We start from the raw sequence: 17,511 nt of genomic DNA on the forward strand, positions 1-17,511 counted from the left end.
ATCGATGGGGCAAATTCACACGCGGTGCGTTGCCTACTCGTTTCCGCAGCGCGAGGGGGCGGTGTGTTCGAGCGCGTCGAGTGCGGCACGCGTCGCAGGTCCGACGCCGAGAGCCTGCGCGGCATCGAGATCGTCGGCGGTGTCGACGTCGGTCCGCAGACCCGGCCAGTGCCCGTCGAGGGGACGGGCCCCCGATTCGAGATGCCGCTTCGCCGATCCCGGTCCGAACCGGGGATCGAGCGGAATTTCCGGGTCGCAGGAGAACAGTGCGGCGGTTCCGGTGCCGTGATGGTCGACGACCACCGACCTGCCGCCGGTTCTCGCCGCGGCGAGTGCTTCACCGAATTCACCTCCGCGCAGAGACGGAAGATCGGCCTGGAGTGCGACGACGTCGACTCCGCGCTCGTTGCTGCGGACGTGCTCGGCCGCCGCCGACAGCGCCGCGTTGAGACCGTGCTCGGTGCCGGCCTCGTCCGGCCGGTCTTCGGTGGAAACGGGTGCGGGGTCGGCGTAGACATGCGCGCCGACGCTGCGTGCGAGCCGCGCCACCGCGGGGTCCGGCGTGACCACGGTGACACCGACGACCGTCGCGACATCGCTGACGACGGCGAGGGTGTCGCGCAGCATCGACAGCACCAGTCCGGTGCGGTCGTCCGTGTCGAAGACACCCGACAGCCGCGTCTTGGCCGCGTGGAGTTCCTTCACGGCGACGAGTACGTGCGCGCGCGGCGCCACGGATCGGGTCGCTGTGCTCATGCGGACATCTTGCCAGCCCGCGCGGGGTGGTGCTGCGGACGCCCGGTCGCCGCTGAGCAGCGAACGAGTTCGGTGGCGGGGCGGCGCTCGACCTCGGCATCGGCAATACTGTGGGCGACGCATCGGGTAACGAACGACGAGGGGGCTGTGTGAGCAAGGCTGCGGTACTGGGAGCGGGTTCATGGGGGACTGCATTTGCGAAGGTCCTGGCCGACGCCGGGACCGATGTCACCATGTGGGCGCGACGCGGTGAGGTCGCCGAATCGATCGTGTCGCGGCACGAGAACACGGACTACCTGCCGGGCATCGCCCTGCCTCCGTCGTTGACCGCCACCGACGACGCGCGGGCCGCACTCGACGGCGCCGACATCGTCGTTCTCGCGGTGCCGTCGCAGTCCCTGCGCGACAATCTGCAGGTCTGGAGTCCGATGATCCCCGAGAACGCCACCCTCCTGAGCCTCGCCAAGGGCATCGAGACCGGCACCCTCATGCGGATGAGTCAGGTGATCATCCAGGTCACCGGCGCAGACCCGGGGCGGGTCGCCGTCCTGTCCGGGCCCAATCTGGCCCGGGAGATCGCGATCGGTCAGCCGGCGGCGACGGTCGTCGCGTGCACGGATTCGACGCGGGCGCTGGAACTGCAGAAGGCTTCGGCCACCGGATACTTCCGTCCGTACACGAATTCGGACGTCATCGGGTGCGAGGTCGGCGGCGCCTGCAAGAACGTCATCGCCCTCGCCTGCGGTATGGCGTCGGGAATCGGTTTGGGAGAGAACACGATTGCGAGCATCATCACTCGCGGTCTGGCCGAGATCATCCGGCTGGGAGTAGCGCTCGGTGCGAAACCTGCCACCCTCGCGGGTCTCGCGGGAGTGGGTGATCTGGTTGCGACGTGCACGTCGCCCCTGTCGCGCAATCGGTCGTTCGGTGAACGCCTCGGCCAGGGTGGTTCGATCGAGAGTGCCCAGGCGGCCACTCACGGTCAGGTCGCCGAGGGCGTCAAATCGTGCTCGTCGGTGCGGGCTCTCGCCGCCAGTTACGACGTCGAGATGCCGTTGACCGATGCCGTGCACCGGGTGTGCCACGAGGGCCTCGTGGTGCAGGACGCGATCGGTCAGCTGCTCGGCCGCCGCACGAAGCCGGAGTGAACTCGTGAGTGGTGATTCCACCCGCTGCGTCAAAGCCGTTGCCGCAGAGAATGTTCCCGGCTCACCGATGCAGAGGGGGCCGGTTTTCGCTGCGCCTTATCAGCTGAGCGCGGACGAGGGAACCGAGTCCGACACCTACGCGCGTGCCTCCAATCCGGGGTGGCGCGACCTCGAATCGGCGCTGGCGACGCTCGAGGGCGCCGCGGGCGCACTCGTCGTCGGCTCCGGGATGTCGGCGGTCACCGTCGTGCTGCGGAGTCTGCTCACCGCCGGTGACACCGTGGTCGTTCCGTCCGACGGTTACTACCAGGTGCGTGCGTACGCGCGGGAGCGCCTGGAGCCGATGGGCATCACCGTGCACGAACTGCGGACCGCCGACATGGCCGGCGAGGCGGCCGCCGCACTGCTGGCGTCCGCCGAGGGGACGACGGTGGTGGTGGCCGAGACTCCGGCCAACCCGTCCCTCGACGTGGTGGATCTGCGCACCGTGTCCGAGCAGTGCGCCAACGCGGGCGCCGTTCTCGTGGTGGACAACACGACCGCCACCCCACTCGGCCAGCAGCCGCTCGAACTCGGCGCCGACGTGGTAGTCGCCAGCGGCACAAAGACTTTGAGCGGTCACAGTGATCTCCTCATGGGGTACATCGCCGCGTCGGACGCCGACTTCCTGGCCGGAATGGAACGCGAGAGGGCGCTGTCGGGCACGGTGCTGGGGCCGTTCGAGACGTGGCTCGCCCACCGGAGTCTCGGGACGGCCGGTCTGCGATTCGAGCGGCAGTGCGCCAACGCCCTGGCCCTCGCGGCCCTGCTCGAGTCGCACCCGGCGGCTCACCGTGTCCGGTACCCGGGGCTGCCCGAAGATCCTGCGCACGCCGTCGCCGCCGGTCAGATGCGTAGATTCGGCGGGCTGGTGAGCTTCGAGGTGGACTCCGCCGAACAGTTCCACCGACTCGTGGCCGGAAGTGAGCTCCTCGTGCCTGCGACGAGCTTCGGCGGCATCCACACCAGCGCCGACCGCCGGGCCCGGTGGGGTGACCCCGTGCCCGACGGGTTCGTGCGGATCTCGTGTGGAATCGAGGACACCGAAGACCTCGTCGCCGATCTCGAGCAAGCCCTGTCCGCATTGTGAGTGCGGCACCCGACGTGTCGTGAGGTCGGCGAAGGAAATATGAGGAGAGGTGGGTGCGGTGAGCGGGTCACGGCGACGGTACGGTTTGTGTCGTGAGTAAACCGCGTACCCGGGTAGCCGTCATCTTCGGTGGCCGCAGCAACGAGCATTCCGTGTCCTGTGTGTCGGCCGGAAGCGTCCTGAGGAACCTCGACCCGGAACGGTACGAGGTGGTGCCGATCGGCATCACCACCGAGGGCTCGTGGGTTCTCGGCTCCACCGACCCCGAGACGCTGGCCATCCGCGGCCGGGCACTGCCCAGCGTCGATGCCGACGGGTCCGCACTGGCCCTCACCGCCGACCCGACGCGGTCCGGTGACCTCGTCGCCCTCGACGACGGCGAAGCGGGCAAAATCCTGGCCTCGGTCGACGTCGTCTTCCCCGTCCTGCACGGCGCCTACGGCGAGGACGGCACGATCCAGGGCCTGCTCGAACTCGCAGGTGTCCCGTACGTCGGTCCCGGCGTGCTCGCCAGCGCTGCCGGTATGGACAAGGAATTCACGAAGAAGCTGCTCGCCGCGGAAGGCCTGCCCATCGGGTACCAGGTCGTCCTGCGCCCCGGCACCGCCACGCTGACCGACGAACAGAAGTCCCGCCTCCACCTCCCGGTATTCGTGAAGCCGGCCCGCGGCGGATCCTCGATCGGCATCACCCGGGTGGCCGAGTGGGCCGCGCTCGACGACGCCATCACCCACGCCCGTCTGCACGACCCGAAGGTGATCGTCGAATCCGGGATCGTCGGCCGCGAGGTCGAGTGCGGAGTCCTCGAGTTCCCGGACGGCGACGTGCGGGCCAGCGTCATCGCCGAGATCCGGATGCCGGAAGGCGCAGGCGACGACGAGGCGTTCTACGACTTCGACAGCAAATACCTCGACGACGTGTGCGAGTTCGACGTGCCCGCGAAACTCGACGAATCGGTCAGCGAAGAGATCCGTGAACTCGCGGTGCGCGCGTTCTCCGCGCTCGACTGCCAGGGACTCGCGCGGGTGGACTTCTTCGTGACCGAAGACGGCCCGGTGATCAACGAGATCAACACGATGCCCGGATTCACGTCGATCTCGATGTACCCGCGCATGTGGGGTGCGGTGGGCGTCGACTACGGCGCCCTCGTCTCGACCCTGGTCGACACCGCCCTTGCGCGCGGCGTCGGTCTCCGCTAGAGAAATCGCGGTCCGGCGCTCAGGGATTCGCCACGGGCGCCGGATCGAGGGGTTGCTGCGGCAACGCCTGCGACACCGCACCGGAAATGTCCTGAAGCGGCGTCGGTCCCACCCCGGTGGGAACCGTGAGTCCGATGTACACGCCGCGGTCGACGGCGAAATAGCTGCTCGCGTCGATTCCGGCGCTCGCGCCCGAGATCTCGAACCACTGAACTCCGTCGATGACCTGCAGCGGCGAAGCCTGATCGAACTCCGCGGGGCGGTCCAGACCACAACGCAGGACGAGTGGTTCGCCCTCGGCCGGTTGCCACGCGGCGGTCGCCTCGGGAGCGGGTTCGGTGAGTTCGGCGCGTGTGTAGTCGCCCAGAGCCTCGGGAAGGCCCGCCATCAGGGTGGCGCACTCCGCGGAGCCGGATGCGGGCGCGGGCACGGGGCCCAGCGACACGGGTTCCTTCACCGGGTTCCGGCCGGCGAACACCGCCGCGACGACGATGCCGATGACCAGGGCCACGGGGAGCGCAACGGCCGTCGCGATGAGTGCGGGATTGCGCCGCTCCCCGGGAACCGGGTCGGAGTTGCCGGCGGGGGCGTTCTGTTCGGGTTCGAGGTCGGACATGCTCAGTTCTTGTTCGCAGACTTTTCGGGGACGTCGCAGGTGAGGGTGCGAGTGATGCCGGAGACCTGACGGATCTCCTTGACGACGGGGGCGACATCGTCGGCGGACACCCGCACGATGACGTCGTACGGTCCGACCACGTCCTCGGCGGTCCGGACTCCGGTGATCTTCGCGATCTCGGTCGCGATCGCCGCGGCCTTGCCGACTTCGGTCTGGATCAGGATGAACGCTTGCACTCTCGCTCCGGCCCTTCCCTGCTCCGCGCCGCATGATCTCGGTAGAGTCGCGGGTGCTTCGGCGCGCTGATCGGTCACGTGCCGAGAAGTCCCGGCAACAGCTAAAAGGTACCGCAGTCGCACATCCCGTCGACCGGACCCACGGCCGCTGCCCGGGCCACCCGACACTGGAGGCACACCATCACACCGACGGATTCCCCGGACCCGAACCCGCCCCTCACCGTCGCCGACGTCGGCGAGTTCGCCGTGATCGGCCGAGCGGTGGAGGGACGGGTGCAGCCCCTGTCCACCCTGATCGGCCCCGGCGACGACGCCGCCCTCGTCCGGGCGGCCGACGGCCGGGTGGCGGTGTCCGCCGACATGCTGGTGCAGGACAGGCATTTTCGGCTCGACTGGTCGTCCCCGCGAGACGTGGGCCGCAAGGCGGTGGCACAGAACGCAGCCGACGTCGCGGCGATGGGGGCGCGCCCCACCGCTTTCCTGGTTTCCCTCGGCCTGCCGCCGGACACGTCGATCGACGTGGCGGACGGCATCTCGGCGGCAATCGGGGAGAGCGCCGAGGAACTCGGGGCCGGCGTCGTGGGCGGTGATCTCGTGCAGGCCGGGCAGGTCGTGATTTCCGTCACCGTCCTCGGTGATCTGGGTGGCAGGAGCCCGATCCGGCGGTCTGGCGCGCTGCCGGGCGACGTCGTCGCGGTGGCCGGCGAACTCGGCCGGTCGGCGGCCGGACTCGCGCTGCTGCTCGGCGGGTCCTCGGATTTCCCGGATCTTCTCGCCGCACATCGTGTCCCCACTCCACCGTATTCCGCCGCCTGGGCCGCCGCGGACGGGGGCGCCCACGCCATGACCGACATCTCCGACGGGCTCCTCGCCGATCTCGGTCACATCTGCGACGCCTCCGGCGTCGGAATGTCCCTCACCCGATCCCACATGGCCGTCTCACCCGAACTGGTGGCGGCGGCGAAGCTTCTCGGCGCCGACCACTGGGAATGGGTACTCACCGGGGGAGAGGACCATGGCTTCGCCGCCAGCTTTCCTGCCGACGTCCCGCTCCCCGCGGGGTGGACGACGATCGGCGCGGTGCACGACGGGTCCGGCATCTCGGTCGACGGCGAGACCTGGCCGGGGGCCGGCGGCTGGCAGAGCTTCTCGGTATAGGTTGCACGCATGGCTATCTACGCGCTCGGGGACCGCGAACCCGACATCCATCCGGACGCCTACGTCCATCCCGACGCCGTGGTGATCGGGAACGTGACCCTGGCGGCAGGAACCTCGGTGTGGCCACAGGCCGTGCTCCGCGCCGACTACGGCACCATCACCGTCGGCGCCGACACGAACATCCAGGACGGCACCGTGATCCATTGCACGATGGTCGATCCCACCGTCATCGGCTCGGGGTGCGTCGTCGGTCACGCCGCGCACATCGAAGGATCCACGATCGGCGACCACTGCCTGATCGCGTCCGGATCGATCGTGCTCAACGGTTCGGTCATCGGTGCCGGTTCGGTCGTCGGAGCCGGCGCCGTCGTTCCGTTCAAGTTCGAGGTTCCACCGCGCAGCATGGCACTCGGCGTCCCCGCGAAGATCCGGCAGGGTTACGAGGTTCCCGAGGGGCACCTCGCGATGAACGTGAAGATGTACGCCGCGAACGCGGCCTACTACCGCGACTCGCTGCGCAGGCTCGACTGATGGCGGCGCCGCTGTCGGACCTCGTCGAGGCCGGATGGGCAGACGCACTCGAACCCGTGTCCGGGCGGATCGCGGAGATGGGCGAGTTCCTGCGCGCGGAAATCGCCGACGGGCGTGAGTACCTCCCCACGGGAGAGAACGTCCTGCGGGCGTTCACCCACCCGTTCTCCGAGGTCAAGGTCCTGATCGTGGGTCAGGACCCGTACCCCACACCCGGGCACGCGGTCGGTCTCAGTTTCTCGGTGGCCTCGGACGTGCGCCCGGTGCCGCGCAGCCTCGGCAACATCTTCACCGAATACAGCAAGGACCTCGGCTACGAGACACCCACCACCGGGGACCTCACCCCGTGGTCGCGCCAGGGAGTGCTTCTGCTGAACAGGGTTCTCACCGTGCAGCCCGGACTCCCGGCCTCACACCGGAAGAAGGGCTGGGAAGCGGTGACCGAGCAGGCCATTCGCGCTCTCGTGGCGCGCCCCGAACCCCTCGTCGCAATTCTGTGGGGCCGGGACGCGTCCACGTTGAAACCGATGCTCGGCGACGTGCCGACCATCGAGTCGGCCCACCCCTCACCGTTGTCCGCGTCGCGCGGATTCTTCGGATCGCGACCGTTCAGCCGGGCGAACGAACTCCTCGACGGACTGGGTGCCGAGCCGGTGAACTGGCAGCTGCCGTAATCGGCGAATCTCCCTACTGCACCGACGAGAAGTCGGCACGCCGCTTCACTGCACAGACGAGAAGTCGGCACGCCGCTTCACTGCACAGACGAGAAGTCGGCACGCCGCTTCTCGACGAAGGCGTCGACGCCCTCGCGTCCCACCGGGCTGTCGGCCGCGGTGGCGATCGACGCGGCCTCCGCGTCGAGTTGCTCGGCGAGCGTGCGATATCGGGAGGCGCGGACGAGCGTCTTGATCCCCGAGAAGGACGGCGTCGGGCCGGCAGCGAGCGTGCGGGCGAGCCGGAGTGCCTCGTCCTGAACGACGTCGTCGCCGACGAGGCGGCTGAGGATGCCCAGGCGGACGGCCTCGTCACCGCTGAGAACGGCGTCGGTGATCAGGATCTCGCGCGCGCGAGCGTCGCCGACGATGCGCGGAAGGGTCCAGGACATGCCGCCGTCCGGGGTGAAGCCGATGGACGGGTAGGCCGGGCGCAGCTTGGTGCCCGGGCCGCCGATGGCGACGTCCGTGAGGCAGACAAGGCTCATACCGGCGCCCGCAGCCCACCCGTGCACACCGGCGATCACCGGAACGGTCACGGCGTCGAGCGCACGAACGAATTCGTGGAACACGCGCGCCACCTCGGCGACGTATTCGCTTCGCACCGGTGCGGACGCGAAGGCGTGGACGTTGCCGCCCGCGCAGAAGTTCGGGCCCTCCCCGACGAGGAGGACGCTGCCGATTCGGTCACCGACCGCTTCGAGTGCCCGGGCACCCTGCACCATGCCCTCGCCGTCCAGCGAGGTGCCGTTCTCCGCCGTCGCGATCGTGATGCGCAGGACGCCGTCTTCGAGCTGTACTTTGCTGAGTCCATCGAGAGAAGTCACCGTTGCACCTTACGTGGGCCCCTGCCGGTGCCCGACGTGCCCCGATGCGCTGCGACGATGCCGAATCGGACAAGGTGCGGCGGCATAAAAAACTGCGCCCCCGACACCGAAGTGTCGGGGGCGCAGTGACATCGCACGCAGCGTCGGGTCAGCCCCGAGCAACCTTTCCAGCCTTCAGGCAAGAGGTGCAGACGTTGACCTTCCGGGTGTTTCCGGGGGCAACCTCGGCACGAACAGTCTGAATGTTCGGGTTCCAGCGACGGTTGGTACGCCGGTGCGAGTGCGAGACCGACTTACCGAAGCCGGGCCCCTTGGCGCATACGTCGCAGACGGCAGCCATAGTCGCGAACTCCTTCAAGATAGTGAACTGTGAAATTTGCTGGCCTCGTGGAGACAGGGCACAGCAAGCGCGCCCTGTACGAGGCAACCGTGCAAGAGTAGCCGCTCGAGTGCGGATTGGCCAAACCCGGTCCCGAAGGGCTCGGACCGCGGGCCCGATCATCTTCCCCCGACTAGTCTGACGGCACCTTCCCATTCCCCTGGCCGGAGAGGACGACAGTGGCCCCTGAGCTCCCGATGGACGGTCGAGTCCTCGAATCGTGGGCGCGGACCGCCGTCGCGGGTCTGGAAAAGCGGTGCGAGGAGATCAACAGCCTCAACGTCTTTCCGATCCCGGACTCCGACACGGGTACCAACCTGCTGTTCACCATGCGGGCGGCGCTGGGTGCGATCGACGAGTACGCGGGCACTGCAAGCGGCACCAAGGACGTCCGGCAGGTTGCCATCGCCCTGGCTCGGGGCGCGGTCGCCGGCGCGCGCGGGAATTCCGGAGTGATCCTGTCCCAGGTGCTGCGAGGGGTCGCGGAAGCGGCCGTCACCTCCGCCGTCGACACCCGGACGGTCCGGACCGGACTGCTGATGGCCACGAATCTGGTGACGGACGCGGTGAGCTACCTGGTGGAGGGCACCATCGTCACCGTGCTGCGCTGCGCGGCCGACGCGGCGGCGGAGTTCCCGGACGAGGCGCCGATCGCGGTCACGGCACGCGCAGCCGCGGATGCGGCGGCGTCCGCGCTCACCAGGACGCCGTCGCAACTCGACGTGCTGGGCACCGCGGGCGTCGTCGATGCGGGAGGACTCGGCCTCGTGGTGATCCTCGACGCTCTCGTCACGGCCGTGACGGGTGCGCCGCCGGATCGCGCACCGATCGCGCTCCACGTTCCGCGCCGCACCCCGTCCACGCATCGCGCAGAGCCCGTCCCCGTTGTCGCGCCGCCCGCGTCGCAGGGCCCGCATGCGCATCCGGGACCCGGACCCGACTGCGACGAGGGCTCGGATCAGGACTTCGAGGTGATGTACCTGGTCGCGGAGTCCGACGAGGACCGCATGGGGGAGTTGCGCACCACGCTGAACGCCCTCGGGGACTCGATCGTGATCGTCGGCGACGGCGGCGGCGGCTGGTCGGTGCACGTGCACTGCACGGACGCGGGCGCCGCCGTGGAGGCCGGACTGTCGGCGGGACGCATCCACGGAATCCGGGTCAGCAGCTTCCTCGTGGATGCGCGGGACCAGGGGTTGCTCGTTCCACCGGTCCGGACCCGGCCGGATCAGGGGGAGCGGGGAATCGTCGCCGTCGTGGCCGGGGACGGCGCCGCCGAACTGTTCGCCAGCGAAGGCGCGACCGTCCTCCGGTGCGATGACGCCCCCGTCACCCGGGCCCAGCTTCTCGGCATCATCAGACAGATGGGACGCACCGAGGTGCTCGTCCTCCCCAACGGCGCGCTGACGGCCCAGGAACTCGTCGCGGTCAGTGCCGCGGCGAGGGATGCCCGCCACGAGGTCCTGCTGCTCGCGACGTCCGCGATGGTGCAGGGACTCGCGTCCCTGGCGGTGCACGACCCCGAGCGTGAGGCGGTGGACGACGCGTTCGCGATGTCGGAGGCGGCCGCCGCCACCCGCTGGGGATCGTTGCGCATCGCCCGGGAACGGGCCCTCACCTACGTGGGCACCTGCGAACCGGGCAACGGGATCGGACTGATGGGTCACGAGGTGATCGTCATCGAACCGGACGCGGTCGCGGCCGGACGGCGGCTCGTCGACCTCGTCCTCGGCGCGGGTGGCGAACTGGTGACGCTCCTGATGGGGTCGGAGGCGCCGGAGGGGCTGGACACGGAATTGGCCGATCACATCTCGCAGCGGCACCCCGGCGTCGAGGTGATGATCTACCACGGTGGACAACCTGGAGATCTGTTGCAACTCGGGGTGGAATGAGGAATTCGATGGCCACATTGTCCGACCGGCTCGATCATCTGCTGGGGAAGAAGACCGCCGACGCGCTCGAGGAGGCGTTCGACATCCGCACGGTCGAGGACCTGCTGCGGCATTACCCGCACCGGTACGCCTCGCAGGGCCGCGAGCTCGCGGAGAAGGACCCGCCGGAGGGCGAGCACATCACGATCATCGCCCGGGTCACGTCCGCGGCCGTCGTGAAGATGAAGAACCGGCCGGGCAGCATGCTCAAGGTGGTCCTGTCGACCGACACCCAGAACGTGGACGTCACGTTCTTCAGCCCGCAGAAGGTCAAGCACGTGATCAAGCCGGGTGTGCGCGCGATGTTCTCGGGAACGGTCAAGTACTTCCGCCAGAAGTGGAGCCTCACCCATCCGAGCTACCTCATCCTTCCCGAGCCGCGTGCCGGCAGCGAGGACCCCGTCGTGAACGTCGACAGGATCCGCGGTGCCGGGGATCTCGCGGGAATCGCCCGGGCGTCGCAGGAACCCGGTGCGGGGGTCGACCTGTCCGTGTTCGGCCGGGCGCTGATCCCGCTCTATCCGGCCACCCGGGACGTGGAGAGCTGGACGATCATGAAGTGCGTCCGCCAGATCCTGGACCAGCTCGATCACGTCGACGACCCCCTGCCGGAAAACATCCGGGCCGAACGCGACCTGATCGGTCTCGACGAAGCCCTCCGATCGGTCCACCTGCCCGACACCCGCGAGGACGTGGAGAACGCCCACGACCGTCTGCGGTTCGACGAGGCGACGGCGCTGCAGCTGGTTCTCGCCCGTCGCCGCCACGACAACGCCGAGCGAGTCGCGCCCGAGTGCCCGCCCGTGCCCGGCGGGATCGCCGACGTGTTCGAGAAAATGCTTCCGTTCCAGCTCACCGACGGTCAGCACGCGGTCGCCGACGAGATCTCGGCCGATCTGGCGCAGCCGCACCCGATGAGCAGGCTGTTGCAGGGTGAGGTGGGTTCGGGTAAGACGATCGTGGCCCTGCGCGCCATGCTCCAGGTGGTCGACGCCGGCTACCAGTGCGCCCTGCTCGCGCCGACCGAGGTCCTCGCGACGCAGCACGCCCGGTCGCTGCGGGCGATGCTCGGCCCCCTCGCGACCGCGGGGGAGCTCGGGGCGCACGAGAAGGCCACACGGGTGGCGCTGCTGACGGGGTCGATGCCGGTCGCAGCCAAACGCACGGCTCTGAACGAGGCGATCACCGGCGACGCCGGGATCGTCATCGGCACGCACGCCCTGATCCAGGACAACGTCGAATTCTTCAATCTCGGGATGGTGGTGGTCGACGAGCAGCACCGGTTCGGTGTCGAGCAGCGCGACCGGCTGCGGTCGAGGGCGCGGGAGGGCCTGAGCCCGCATCTGCTGGTGATGACGGCGACGCCGATTCCCCGCACCATCGCGATGACGGTGCTCGGCGATCTCGAGGTGTCGACGCTGCGCCAGCTGCCGAAGGGGCGGTCACCGATCAAGAGCAGTGTGGTACCCGCGTCGCAGAAGCCGCAGTGGGTCGCGCGCGCGTGGGAACGGATCCGCGAGGACGTGGCCGAGGGGCGGCAGGCGTACGTCGTGTGCTCGCGCATCGGCGACGGCGAGAAGGGCGACGGTGAAGACGCGTTCGACGAGAAAGCGCCCGAGACGAAGTCCGCCGTCGAGGTGTTCGAGGAGTTGAGCGGCAGCGTCATGCCGGACCTGCGGGTGGGTCTGCTGCACGGCCGGCTTCCCGCGGACGAGAAGGACGCGGTGATGCGCGACTTCACGGCCGGCGACATCGACGTCCTCGTGTGCACCACGGTCGTGGAGGTCGGTGTCGACGTCCCGAACGCGACGATCATGGTGATCGTCGACGCGGACCGTTTCGGTGTGAGTCAGCTGCACCAGCTGCGCGGACGCGTCGGCCGTGGCAAACACCAGGGCCTGTGCATTCTCGTCACGAAGATGAATCCGGGCGGTCCCGCCTACGAGCGATTGTCGAGCGTGGCGTCGACCAACGACGGCTTCGAACTCGCGCAACTCGACCTCGCCACGCGCCGCGAGGGCGACATTCTCGGTGCGGCGCAGTCGGGCACGACGTCCACGTTGCGGCTGTTGTCGCTGCTCGGCCACGAGGACGTCATCGCCGCGGCGTCCGAGTTCGCGCGTTCGGTGATCGCAGACGACCCGCGCCTCGAGAACCATCCCGGACTGTCGGCGATGGTGACGTCGGCGCTCGACGCGGACCGCATCGAATATCTGGAGAAAACGTGAGAACTTACTTCGCTTCACGTAAATCTTTGCTCGTCTGTTTCGGGTCTGTTGCAGAATTCGCACACGTCAGGGGGGTCTTTGTGAAGTTTGTGGAGGATCCTGAAATGTGGGATGCCATTTATCCGCGGCCGTCGACGGCGGGGTAGTTTGCTCCAATGTTCTCCAAAGTCCTGGTCGCCAACCGTGGCGAAATTGCGATCCGCGCTTTCCGTGCCGCCTACGAACTAGGTGCTGGAACGGTCGCGGTGTTCCCGTACGAGGATCGGAACTCGATCCACCGTCTGAAGGCTGATGAGAGTTATCAGATCGGCGAGGAGGGACACCCGGTTCGGGCGTACCTCTCCGTCGACGAGATCGTCTCCGCGGCCAAGCAGGCAGGCGCCGACGCCATCTACCCCGGCTACGGCTTCCTTTCCGAGAACCCGGATCTCGCCGCCGCGTGCGCCGAGGCGGGCATCACGTTCGTGGGTCCGTCCGCCGAGGTACTCGAGCTCACCGGCAACAAGGCGCGCGCGATCGCCGCGGCGAAGGCCGCCGGTCTGCCGGTGCTGGCGTCGTCGGAGCCGTCCGCCGATGTGGACGAGTTGCTGGCCGCGGCCGAGACCATGCAGTTCCCGCTGTTCGTGAAGGCCGTCGCCGGCGGCGGTGGCCGCGGCATGCGGCGCGTCGCCGAGCGGGCTCAGCTCAAGGAGTCCATCGAGGCCGCCGCGCGTGAGGCCGAGTCGGCGTTCGGCGACCCGACGGTGTTCCTCGAGCAGGCCGTCGTCGACCCGCGTCACATCGAGGTCCAGATCCTGGCCGACGGTCAGGGCAACGTCATCCACCTGTTCGAGCGCGACTGCTCGCTGCAGCGCCGTCACCAGAAGGTGATCGAGCTCGCGCCTGCCCCGAACCTTTCGGAAGAGCTGCGGGCGAAGATCTGCGCGGACGCCGTCGCGTTCGCGAAGGAGATCAACTACTCCTGTGCCGGCACCGTCGAATTCCTCCTCGACACCCGCGGCAACCACGTCTTCATCGAGATGAACCCCCGCATCCAGGTCGAGCACACCGTCACCGAAGAGGTCACGGACGTCGACCTCGTGCAATCGCAGTTGCGGATCGCGTCGGGGGAGACCCTCGCGGATCTGGGCCTGAGCCAGGACAAGATCACGCTGCGCGGTGCGGCCCTGCAGTGCCGCATCACCACCGAAGACCCTGCCAACGGGTTCCGCCCGGACACCGGTCGGATCACCGGCTACCGCACCCCGGGTGGTGCCGGTATCCGCCTCGACGGCGGAACGTCGGTCGGCGCAGAGGTCTCCGCGTACTTCGATTCGATGCTCGTCAAGCTCACCTGCCGCGGCCGCGACTTCGAAACCGCCGTCGCCCGGGCCCGCCGCGCGGTCACCGAGTTCCGCATCCGCGGCGTGTCGACGAACATCCCGTTCCTGCAGGCGGTGCTCGACGACCCCGATTTCAAGGCCGGCCGGGTCACCACGTCCTTCATCGAGGAGCGCCCCCAGCTGCTCACGCTGCGCAGCTCCGCGGACCGTGGCACCAAAATCCTCACCTACCTCGCCGACGTGACCGTCAACAAGCCGCACGGCGAGCGGCCGTCGGCTGTGTACCCGCGCGACAAGCTGCCCCAGATCGACCTGTCCACCCCGCCGCCGGACGGCAGTCGCCAGAAGCTCCTCGCCCTCGGCCCGGAAGGATTCGCCAAGGCACTGCGGGAGCAGAAGGCCCTCGCCGTCACGGAGACCACGTTCCGCGACGCACACCAGTCGCTGCTCGCGACCCGCGTGCGCACCAGCGGTCTGCTCGACGTCGCCGGACACGTCGCCCGGCTGACCCCGGAACTGCTCTCCATCGAGGCCTGGGGTGGTGCCACCTACGACGTGGCTCTGCGGTTCCTGCACGAGGATCCCTGGTACCGGCTGTCGGCGCTGCGTGAGGCCGTGCCGAACATCTGCCTGCAGATGCTGCTGCGTGGCCGGAACACCGTCGGGTACACCCCGTACCCGGAGAAGGTGACGCGGGCGTTCGTCGAGGAAGCCACGAACAGCGGCATCGACATCTTCCGCATCTTCGACGCCCTCAACAACGTCGACCAGATGCGGCCGGCCATCGACGCCGTCCGCGAGACCGGCACCGCGCTCGCCGAGGTCGCGCTGTCGTACACGGGCGACCTGTCGAACCCGAACGAGAACCTGTACACCCTCGACTACTACCTGCGCCTGGCGGAGGAAATCGTCGAGGCCGGTGCGCACGTCATCGCGATCAAGGACATGGCCGGACTGCTTCGCGCCCCGGCCGCCACCACCCTGGTGACGGCGCTGCGCAAGAACTTCGACCTGCCCGTGCACGTGCACACCCACGACACCCCGGGTGGTCAGCTCGCGACCTACCTGGCCGCGTGGCAGGCAGGCGCGGACGCGGTCGACGGGGCCTCGGCCGCGCTGGCGGGCACCACCAGTCAGCCGGCGTTGTCGGCGATCGTGGCGGCCGCCGCGCATTCGGAGTACGACACCGGCCTGGACCTGCAGGCCGTGTGCGACCTCGAGCCGTACTGGGAGGCGCTGCGCAAGGTCTACAAGCCCTTCGAGTCGGGGCTGCCGGCCCCGACCGGACGCGTCTACACGCACGAGATCCCGGGCGGTCAGCTGTCGAACCTGCGCACCCAGGCCGTGGCCCTCGGTCTCGGCGACAAGTTCGAGGAGGTCGAGGCCAAGTACGCGGCCGCCGACCGCATGCTCGGCCGCCTCGTGAAGGTCACCCCGTCGTCGAAGGTCGTCGGCGACCTCGCCCTGCACCTCGTCGGATCCGGTGCCTCCACCGAGGAATTCAAGGACAACCCGGCGAAGTTCGACATCCCCGACTCGGTGGTCGGATTCCTGCGCGGCGAACTGGGCACCCCGCCCGGTGGCTGGCCCGAACCGTTCCGCACCCGGGCACTCGAAGGCCGCGGCGAAGCGAAGCCCGAGGTGCCGCTGTCCGCGGAGGACGAGAAGGCCCTCTCCGGCACGTCCGCGGAACGCCGCGCGACGCTCAACCGGCTGCTGTTCCCCGGCCCTACGAAGGAATTCCTCGAGCACCGCGACAAGTACGGCGACACGTCGCAGCTCTCGGCCAACCAGTTCTTCTACGGCCTGCGCCGCGGCGACGAGCACCGGGTCCGCCTCGCGCAGGGTGTCGAGCTGATCATCGGGCTCGAGGCCATCTCCGAACCCGACGAGCGGGGATACCGCACCGTCATGTGCATCCTCAACGGGCAGCTGCGTCCGGTGTCGGTGCGCGACCGGTCCATCTCCAGTGAGATGCCCGCCGCGGAGAAGGCGGACAAGAACAACCCCGGCCACGTGCCGGCGCCGTTCGCCGGTGTGGTGACCCTCGCCGTGACCGAGGGCCAGCACATCTCCGCGGGCGACACGATCGCGACCATCGAGGCCATGAAGATGGAAGCGGCCATCACCGCCCCGCGGAGTGGCACGGTCTCCCGGCTGGCCATCGGATCGGTCCAGCAGGTGGAGGGCGGCGACCTGCTCGCCGTCGTGGCGACAGGGGAGTCCGCGAGCGAGTGACTCGGATCATCGCGGGGCTCGCGGGCGGTCGACGCCTGCGGGTCCCGCCGAGCGGGACCCGGCCCACTTCGGACCGGGTCCGCGAGGCATTGTTCAGCGCACTGCACAGCCGGATGGACCTCGAGGGCGCGTCCGTCCTCGATCTCTACGCGGGATCGGGGGCGCTCGGCCTGGAAGCGCTCTCCCGGGGTGCGGACCGCGTCGTCCTCGTCGAGTCCGACGCGAAAGCGGCGGGCATCATCAAACACAACGTGAGCACCGTCGGTCTACCGGGCGCGGAAGTCCGCGGCGCTCCGGTGGCGGCGGTGCTCGCGGGCGCCGCCGACCGGCCGTACGACCTGGTGATGGCGGATCCGCCGTACGCCGTCGACGACCAGGCGGTGCAGACGGTGCTCGGCCACCTGCGGGTCAACGGCTGGGTCGGCGACGGCTCGATCGTGGTGCTCGAGCGGTCGTCGAGGTCACCCGAGACGGCCTGGCCCGAAGGCTTCGCACCCGTCAAGGCGAAGAAGTACGGCGAGGCGAGAATCGAATTGGCGACCTGCTACGGTCTGGACTCATGACTGGCGCTGTCTGCCCCGGATCCTTCGACCCCGTGACCAATGGCCACCTTGACGTGATCGGCAGAGCTGCCGCGCAGTTCGACGAGGTCATCGTGACGGTCATGGTCAACAAGAGCAAGCGTGGCCTGTTCACCGTCGAAGAGCGCATCGAGATGCTCGAAGACTCGACCAGTGAGCTGCCCAACGTGCGGGTCTCGTCCTGGCACGGCCTGCTGGTGGATTACGCCAAGCAGCAAGGGATCACAGCGATCGTCAAGGGCCTGCGCGGCGCCAACGACTTCGACTACGAGCTGCAGATGGCGCAGATGAACCAGAAGCTCAGTGGTGTCGACACCCTCTTCATCCCGACCAATCCCACGTACAGCTACCTGTCGAGTTCGCTCGTGAAGGAAGTGGCCACGTTCGGTGGCGACGTCTCCGACATGCTGCCTGAGAAGGTCCACGCCCGTCTTCTCGCGAGGATCGCCGAGCGCGCCGCCGAGAGCAGCTGATACCCGACACACCGGCTGCCACGTCACACCCTCGGCGTCCGGTCGG

The 17,511-nt window shown here is 68.8% G+C and carries 16 protein-coding genes; 11 read left to right on the forward strand and 5 right to left on the reverse strand.

Annotated features, from left to right (window positions below):
• Window positions 1-33: 33 nt before the first annotated feature.
• On the reverse strand, window positions 34-756 hold the full coding sequence (cofC, locus tag G9373_RS00565; RefSeq protein WP_005561652.1) for a 2-phospho-L-lactate guanylyltransferase: 723 nt from the start codon (window positions 754-756) through the stop codon (window positions 34-36).
• 149 nt (window positions 757-905) lie between these two features.
• Between cofC and G9373_RS00570 the strand changes: the two genes are divergently transcribed.
• From G9373_RS00570 to G9373_RS00580, 3 genes are all read left to right on the forward strand, one after another.
• A complete protein-coding gene (locus G9373_RS00570; protein ID WP_005561650.1) occupies window positions 906-1,904 on the forward strand; it encodes an NAD(P)H-dependent glycerol-3-phosphate dehydrogenase in 999 nt (332 codons plus the stop codon).
• 4 nt (window positions 1,905-1,908) lie between these two features.
• Entirely contained in the window at window positions 1,909-3,033 is a 1,125-nt protein-coding gene (locus G9373_RS00575) for a cystathionine gamma-lyase (protein WP_005561648.1), read from the forward strand.
• A 92-nt stretch (window positions 3,034-3,125) separates the two neighbouring features.
• Window positions 3,126-4,232 (forward strand): D-alanine--D-alanine ligase family protein, encoded by a 1,107-nt coding sequence (locus G9373_RS00580; RefSeq protein WP_054246964.1) that lies wholly within the window; start codon window positions 3,126-3,128, stop codon window positions 4,230-4,232.
• 19 nt (window positions 4,233-4,251) lie between these two features.
• Here G9373_RS00580 and G9373_RS00585 read toward each other — a convergent pair whose 3' ends face one another.
• Together G9373_RS00585 and G9373_RS00590 are read right to left on the reverse strand one after the other, a co-directional pair.
• Window positions 4,252-4,848: a DUF3515 domain-containing protein gene (locus G9373_RS00585; protein ID WP_005561414.1), complete on the reverse strand. Its 597-nt coding sequence runs from the start codon at window positions 4,846-4,848 to the stop codon at window positions 4,252-4,254.
• Window positions 4,849-4,850: 2 nt separating this feature from the next.
• Window positions 4,851-5,084: an Lrp/AsnC ligand binding domain-containing protein gene (locus tag G9373_RS00590; RefSeq protein WP_005240420.1), complete on the reverse strand. Its 234-nt coding sequence runs from the start codon at window positions 5,082-5,084 to the stop codon at window positions 4,851-4,853.
• A gap of 180 nt (window positions 5,085-5,264) precedes the next feature.
• Here G9373_RS00590 and G9373_RS00595 point away from each other — a divergent pair, with 180 nt between their 5' ends.
• The 3 genes from G9373_RS00595 to G9373_RS00605 are packed head-to-tail and all read left to right on the forward strand — an operon-like array spanning window position 5,265 to window position 7,447.
• Window positions 5,265-6,242, forward strand: a complete 978-nt coding sequence (locus G9373_RS00595) for a thiamine-phosphate kinase (RefSeq protein ID WP_081276624.1) — start codon at window positions 5,265-5,267, stop codon at window positions 6,240-6,242.
• A 9-nt stretch (window positions 6,243-6,251) separates the two neighbouring features.
• Complete coding sequence (locus tag G9373_RS00600; RefSeq protein ID WP_005561411.1) at window positions 6,252-6,773, forward strand: gamma carbonic anhydrase family protein; 522 nt, start codon at window positions 6,252-6,254, stop codon at window positions 6,771-6,773.
• Window positions 6,770-7,447: a uracil-DNA glycosylase gene (locus tag G9373_RS00605; protein ID WP_206031438.1), complete on the forward strand. Its 678-nt coding sequence runs from the start codon at window positions 6,770-6,772 to the stop codon at window positions 7,445-7,447. Before G9373_RS00600 ends, G9373_RS00605 begins: the two co-directional genes overlap by 4 nt.
• A gap of 77 nt (window positions 7,448-7,524) precedes the next feature.
• Here the strand turns inward: G9373_RS00605 and G9373_RS00610 are convergent, their stop codons facing one another.
• Window positions 7,525-8,313 carry an enoyl-CoA hydratase-related protein gene (locus tag G9373_RS00610; RefSeq protein ID WP_007296866.1) on the reverse strand — a complete coding sequence of 263 codons (789 nt, stop codon included), beginning with the start codon at window positions 8,311-8,313 and terminating at the stop codon, window positions 7,525-7,527.
• A gap of 148 nt (window positions 8,314-8,461) precedes the next feature.
• A complete protein-coding gene (rpmB, locus tag G9373_RS00615) occupies window positions 8,462-8,653 on the reverse strand; it encodes a 50S ribosomal protein L28 (protein WP_005240429.1) in 192 nt (63 codons plus the stop codon).
• Window positions 8,654-8,889: 236 nt separating this feature from the next.
• Between rpmB and G9373_RS00620 the strand changes: the two genes are divergently transcribed.
• The 5 genes from G9373_RS00620 to coaD all read left to right on the forward strand — a co-directional run bounded on the left by G9373_RS00620 (window position 8,890) and on the right by coaD (window position 17,465).
• Window positions 8,890-10,584, forward strand: a complete 1,695-nt coding sequence (locus G9373_RS00620; protein WP_133986847.1) for a DAK2 domain-containing protein — start codon at window positions 8,890-8,892, stop codon at window positions 10,582-10,584.
• An 8-nt stretch (window positions 10,585-10,592) separates the two neighbouring features.
• Complete coding sequence (gene recG, locus G9373_RS00625) at window positions 10,593-12,851, forward strand: ATP-dependent DNA helicase RecG (RefSeq protein ID WP_133986537.1); 2,259 nt, start codon at window positions 10,593-10,595, stop codon at window positions 12,849-12,851.
• Between the two features lie 155 nt (window positions 12,852-13,006).
• A complete protein-coding gene (locus G9373_RS00630) occupies window positions 13,007-16,411 on the forward strand; it encodes a pyruvate carboxylase (protein ID WP_005259420.1) in 3,405 nt (1,134 codons plus the stop codon).
• Entirely contained in the window at window positions 16,408-16,974 is a 567-nt protein-coding gene (gene rsmD, locus G9373_RS00635) for a 16S rRNA (guanine(966)-N(2))-methyltransferase RsmD (RefSeq protein ID WP_133986538.1), read from the forward strand. Before G9373_RS00630 ends, rsmD begins: the two co-directional genes overlap by 4 nt.
• Window positions 16,971-17,465 carry a pantetheine-phosphate adenylyltransferase gene (coaD, locus tag G9373_RS00640; RefSeq protein WP_005240440.1) on the forward strand — a complete coding sequence of 165 codons (495 nt, stop codon included), beginning with the start codon at window positions 16,971-16,973 and terminating at the stop codon, window positions 17,463-17,465. Before rsmD ends, coaD begins: the two co-directional genes overlap by 4 nt.
• Window positions 17,466-17,511: the final 46 nt, after the last annotated feature.

The sequence above is a fragment of the Rhodococcus sp. A14 genome, from assembly GCF_011603105.1.
GTDB lineage: Bacteria > Actinomycetota > Actinomycetes > Mycobacteriales > Mycobacteriaceae > Rhodococcus_F > Rhodococcus_F opacus.

What these genes read in the sequence shown, in the direction of transcription:
- rpmB (WP_005240429.1), bottom strand. Translation starts at nt 8,653, where the DNA reads ATGGCTGCCGTCTGCGACGTATGCGCCAAGGGGCCCGGCTTCGGTAAG.
- G9373_RS00585 (WP_005561414.1), bottom strand. Translation starts at nt 4,848, where the DNA reads ATGTCCGACCTCGAACCCGAACAGAACGCCCCCGCCGGCAACTCCGAC.
- cofC (WP_005561652.1), bottom strand. Translation starts at nt 756, where the DNA reads ATGAGCACAGCGACCCGATCCGTGGCGCCGCGCGCGCACGTACTCGTC.
- recG (WP_133986537.1), top strand. Translation starts at nt 10,593, where the DNA reads ATGGCCACATTGTCCGACCGGCTCGATCATCTGCTGGGGAAGAAGACC.
- G9373_RS00630 (WP_005259420.1), top strand. Translation starts at nt 13,007, where the DNA reads ATGTTCTCCAAAGTCCTGGTCGCCAACCGTGGCGAAATTGCGATCCGC.
- coaD (WP_005240440.1), top strand. Translation starts at nt 16,971, where the DNA reads ATGACTGGCGCTGTCTGCCCCGGATCCTTCGACCCCGTGACCAATGGC.
- G9373_RS00620 (WP_133986847.1), top strand. Translation starts at nt 8,890, where the DNA reads ATGGACGGTCGAGTCCTCGAATCGTGGGCGCGGACCGCCGTCGCGGGT.
- G9373_RS00600 (WP_005561411.1), top strand. Translation starts at nt 6,252, where the DNA reads ATGGCTATCTACGCGCTCGGGGACCGCGAACCCGACATCCATCCGGAC.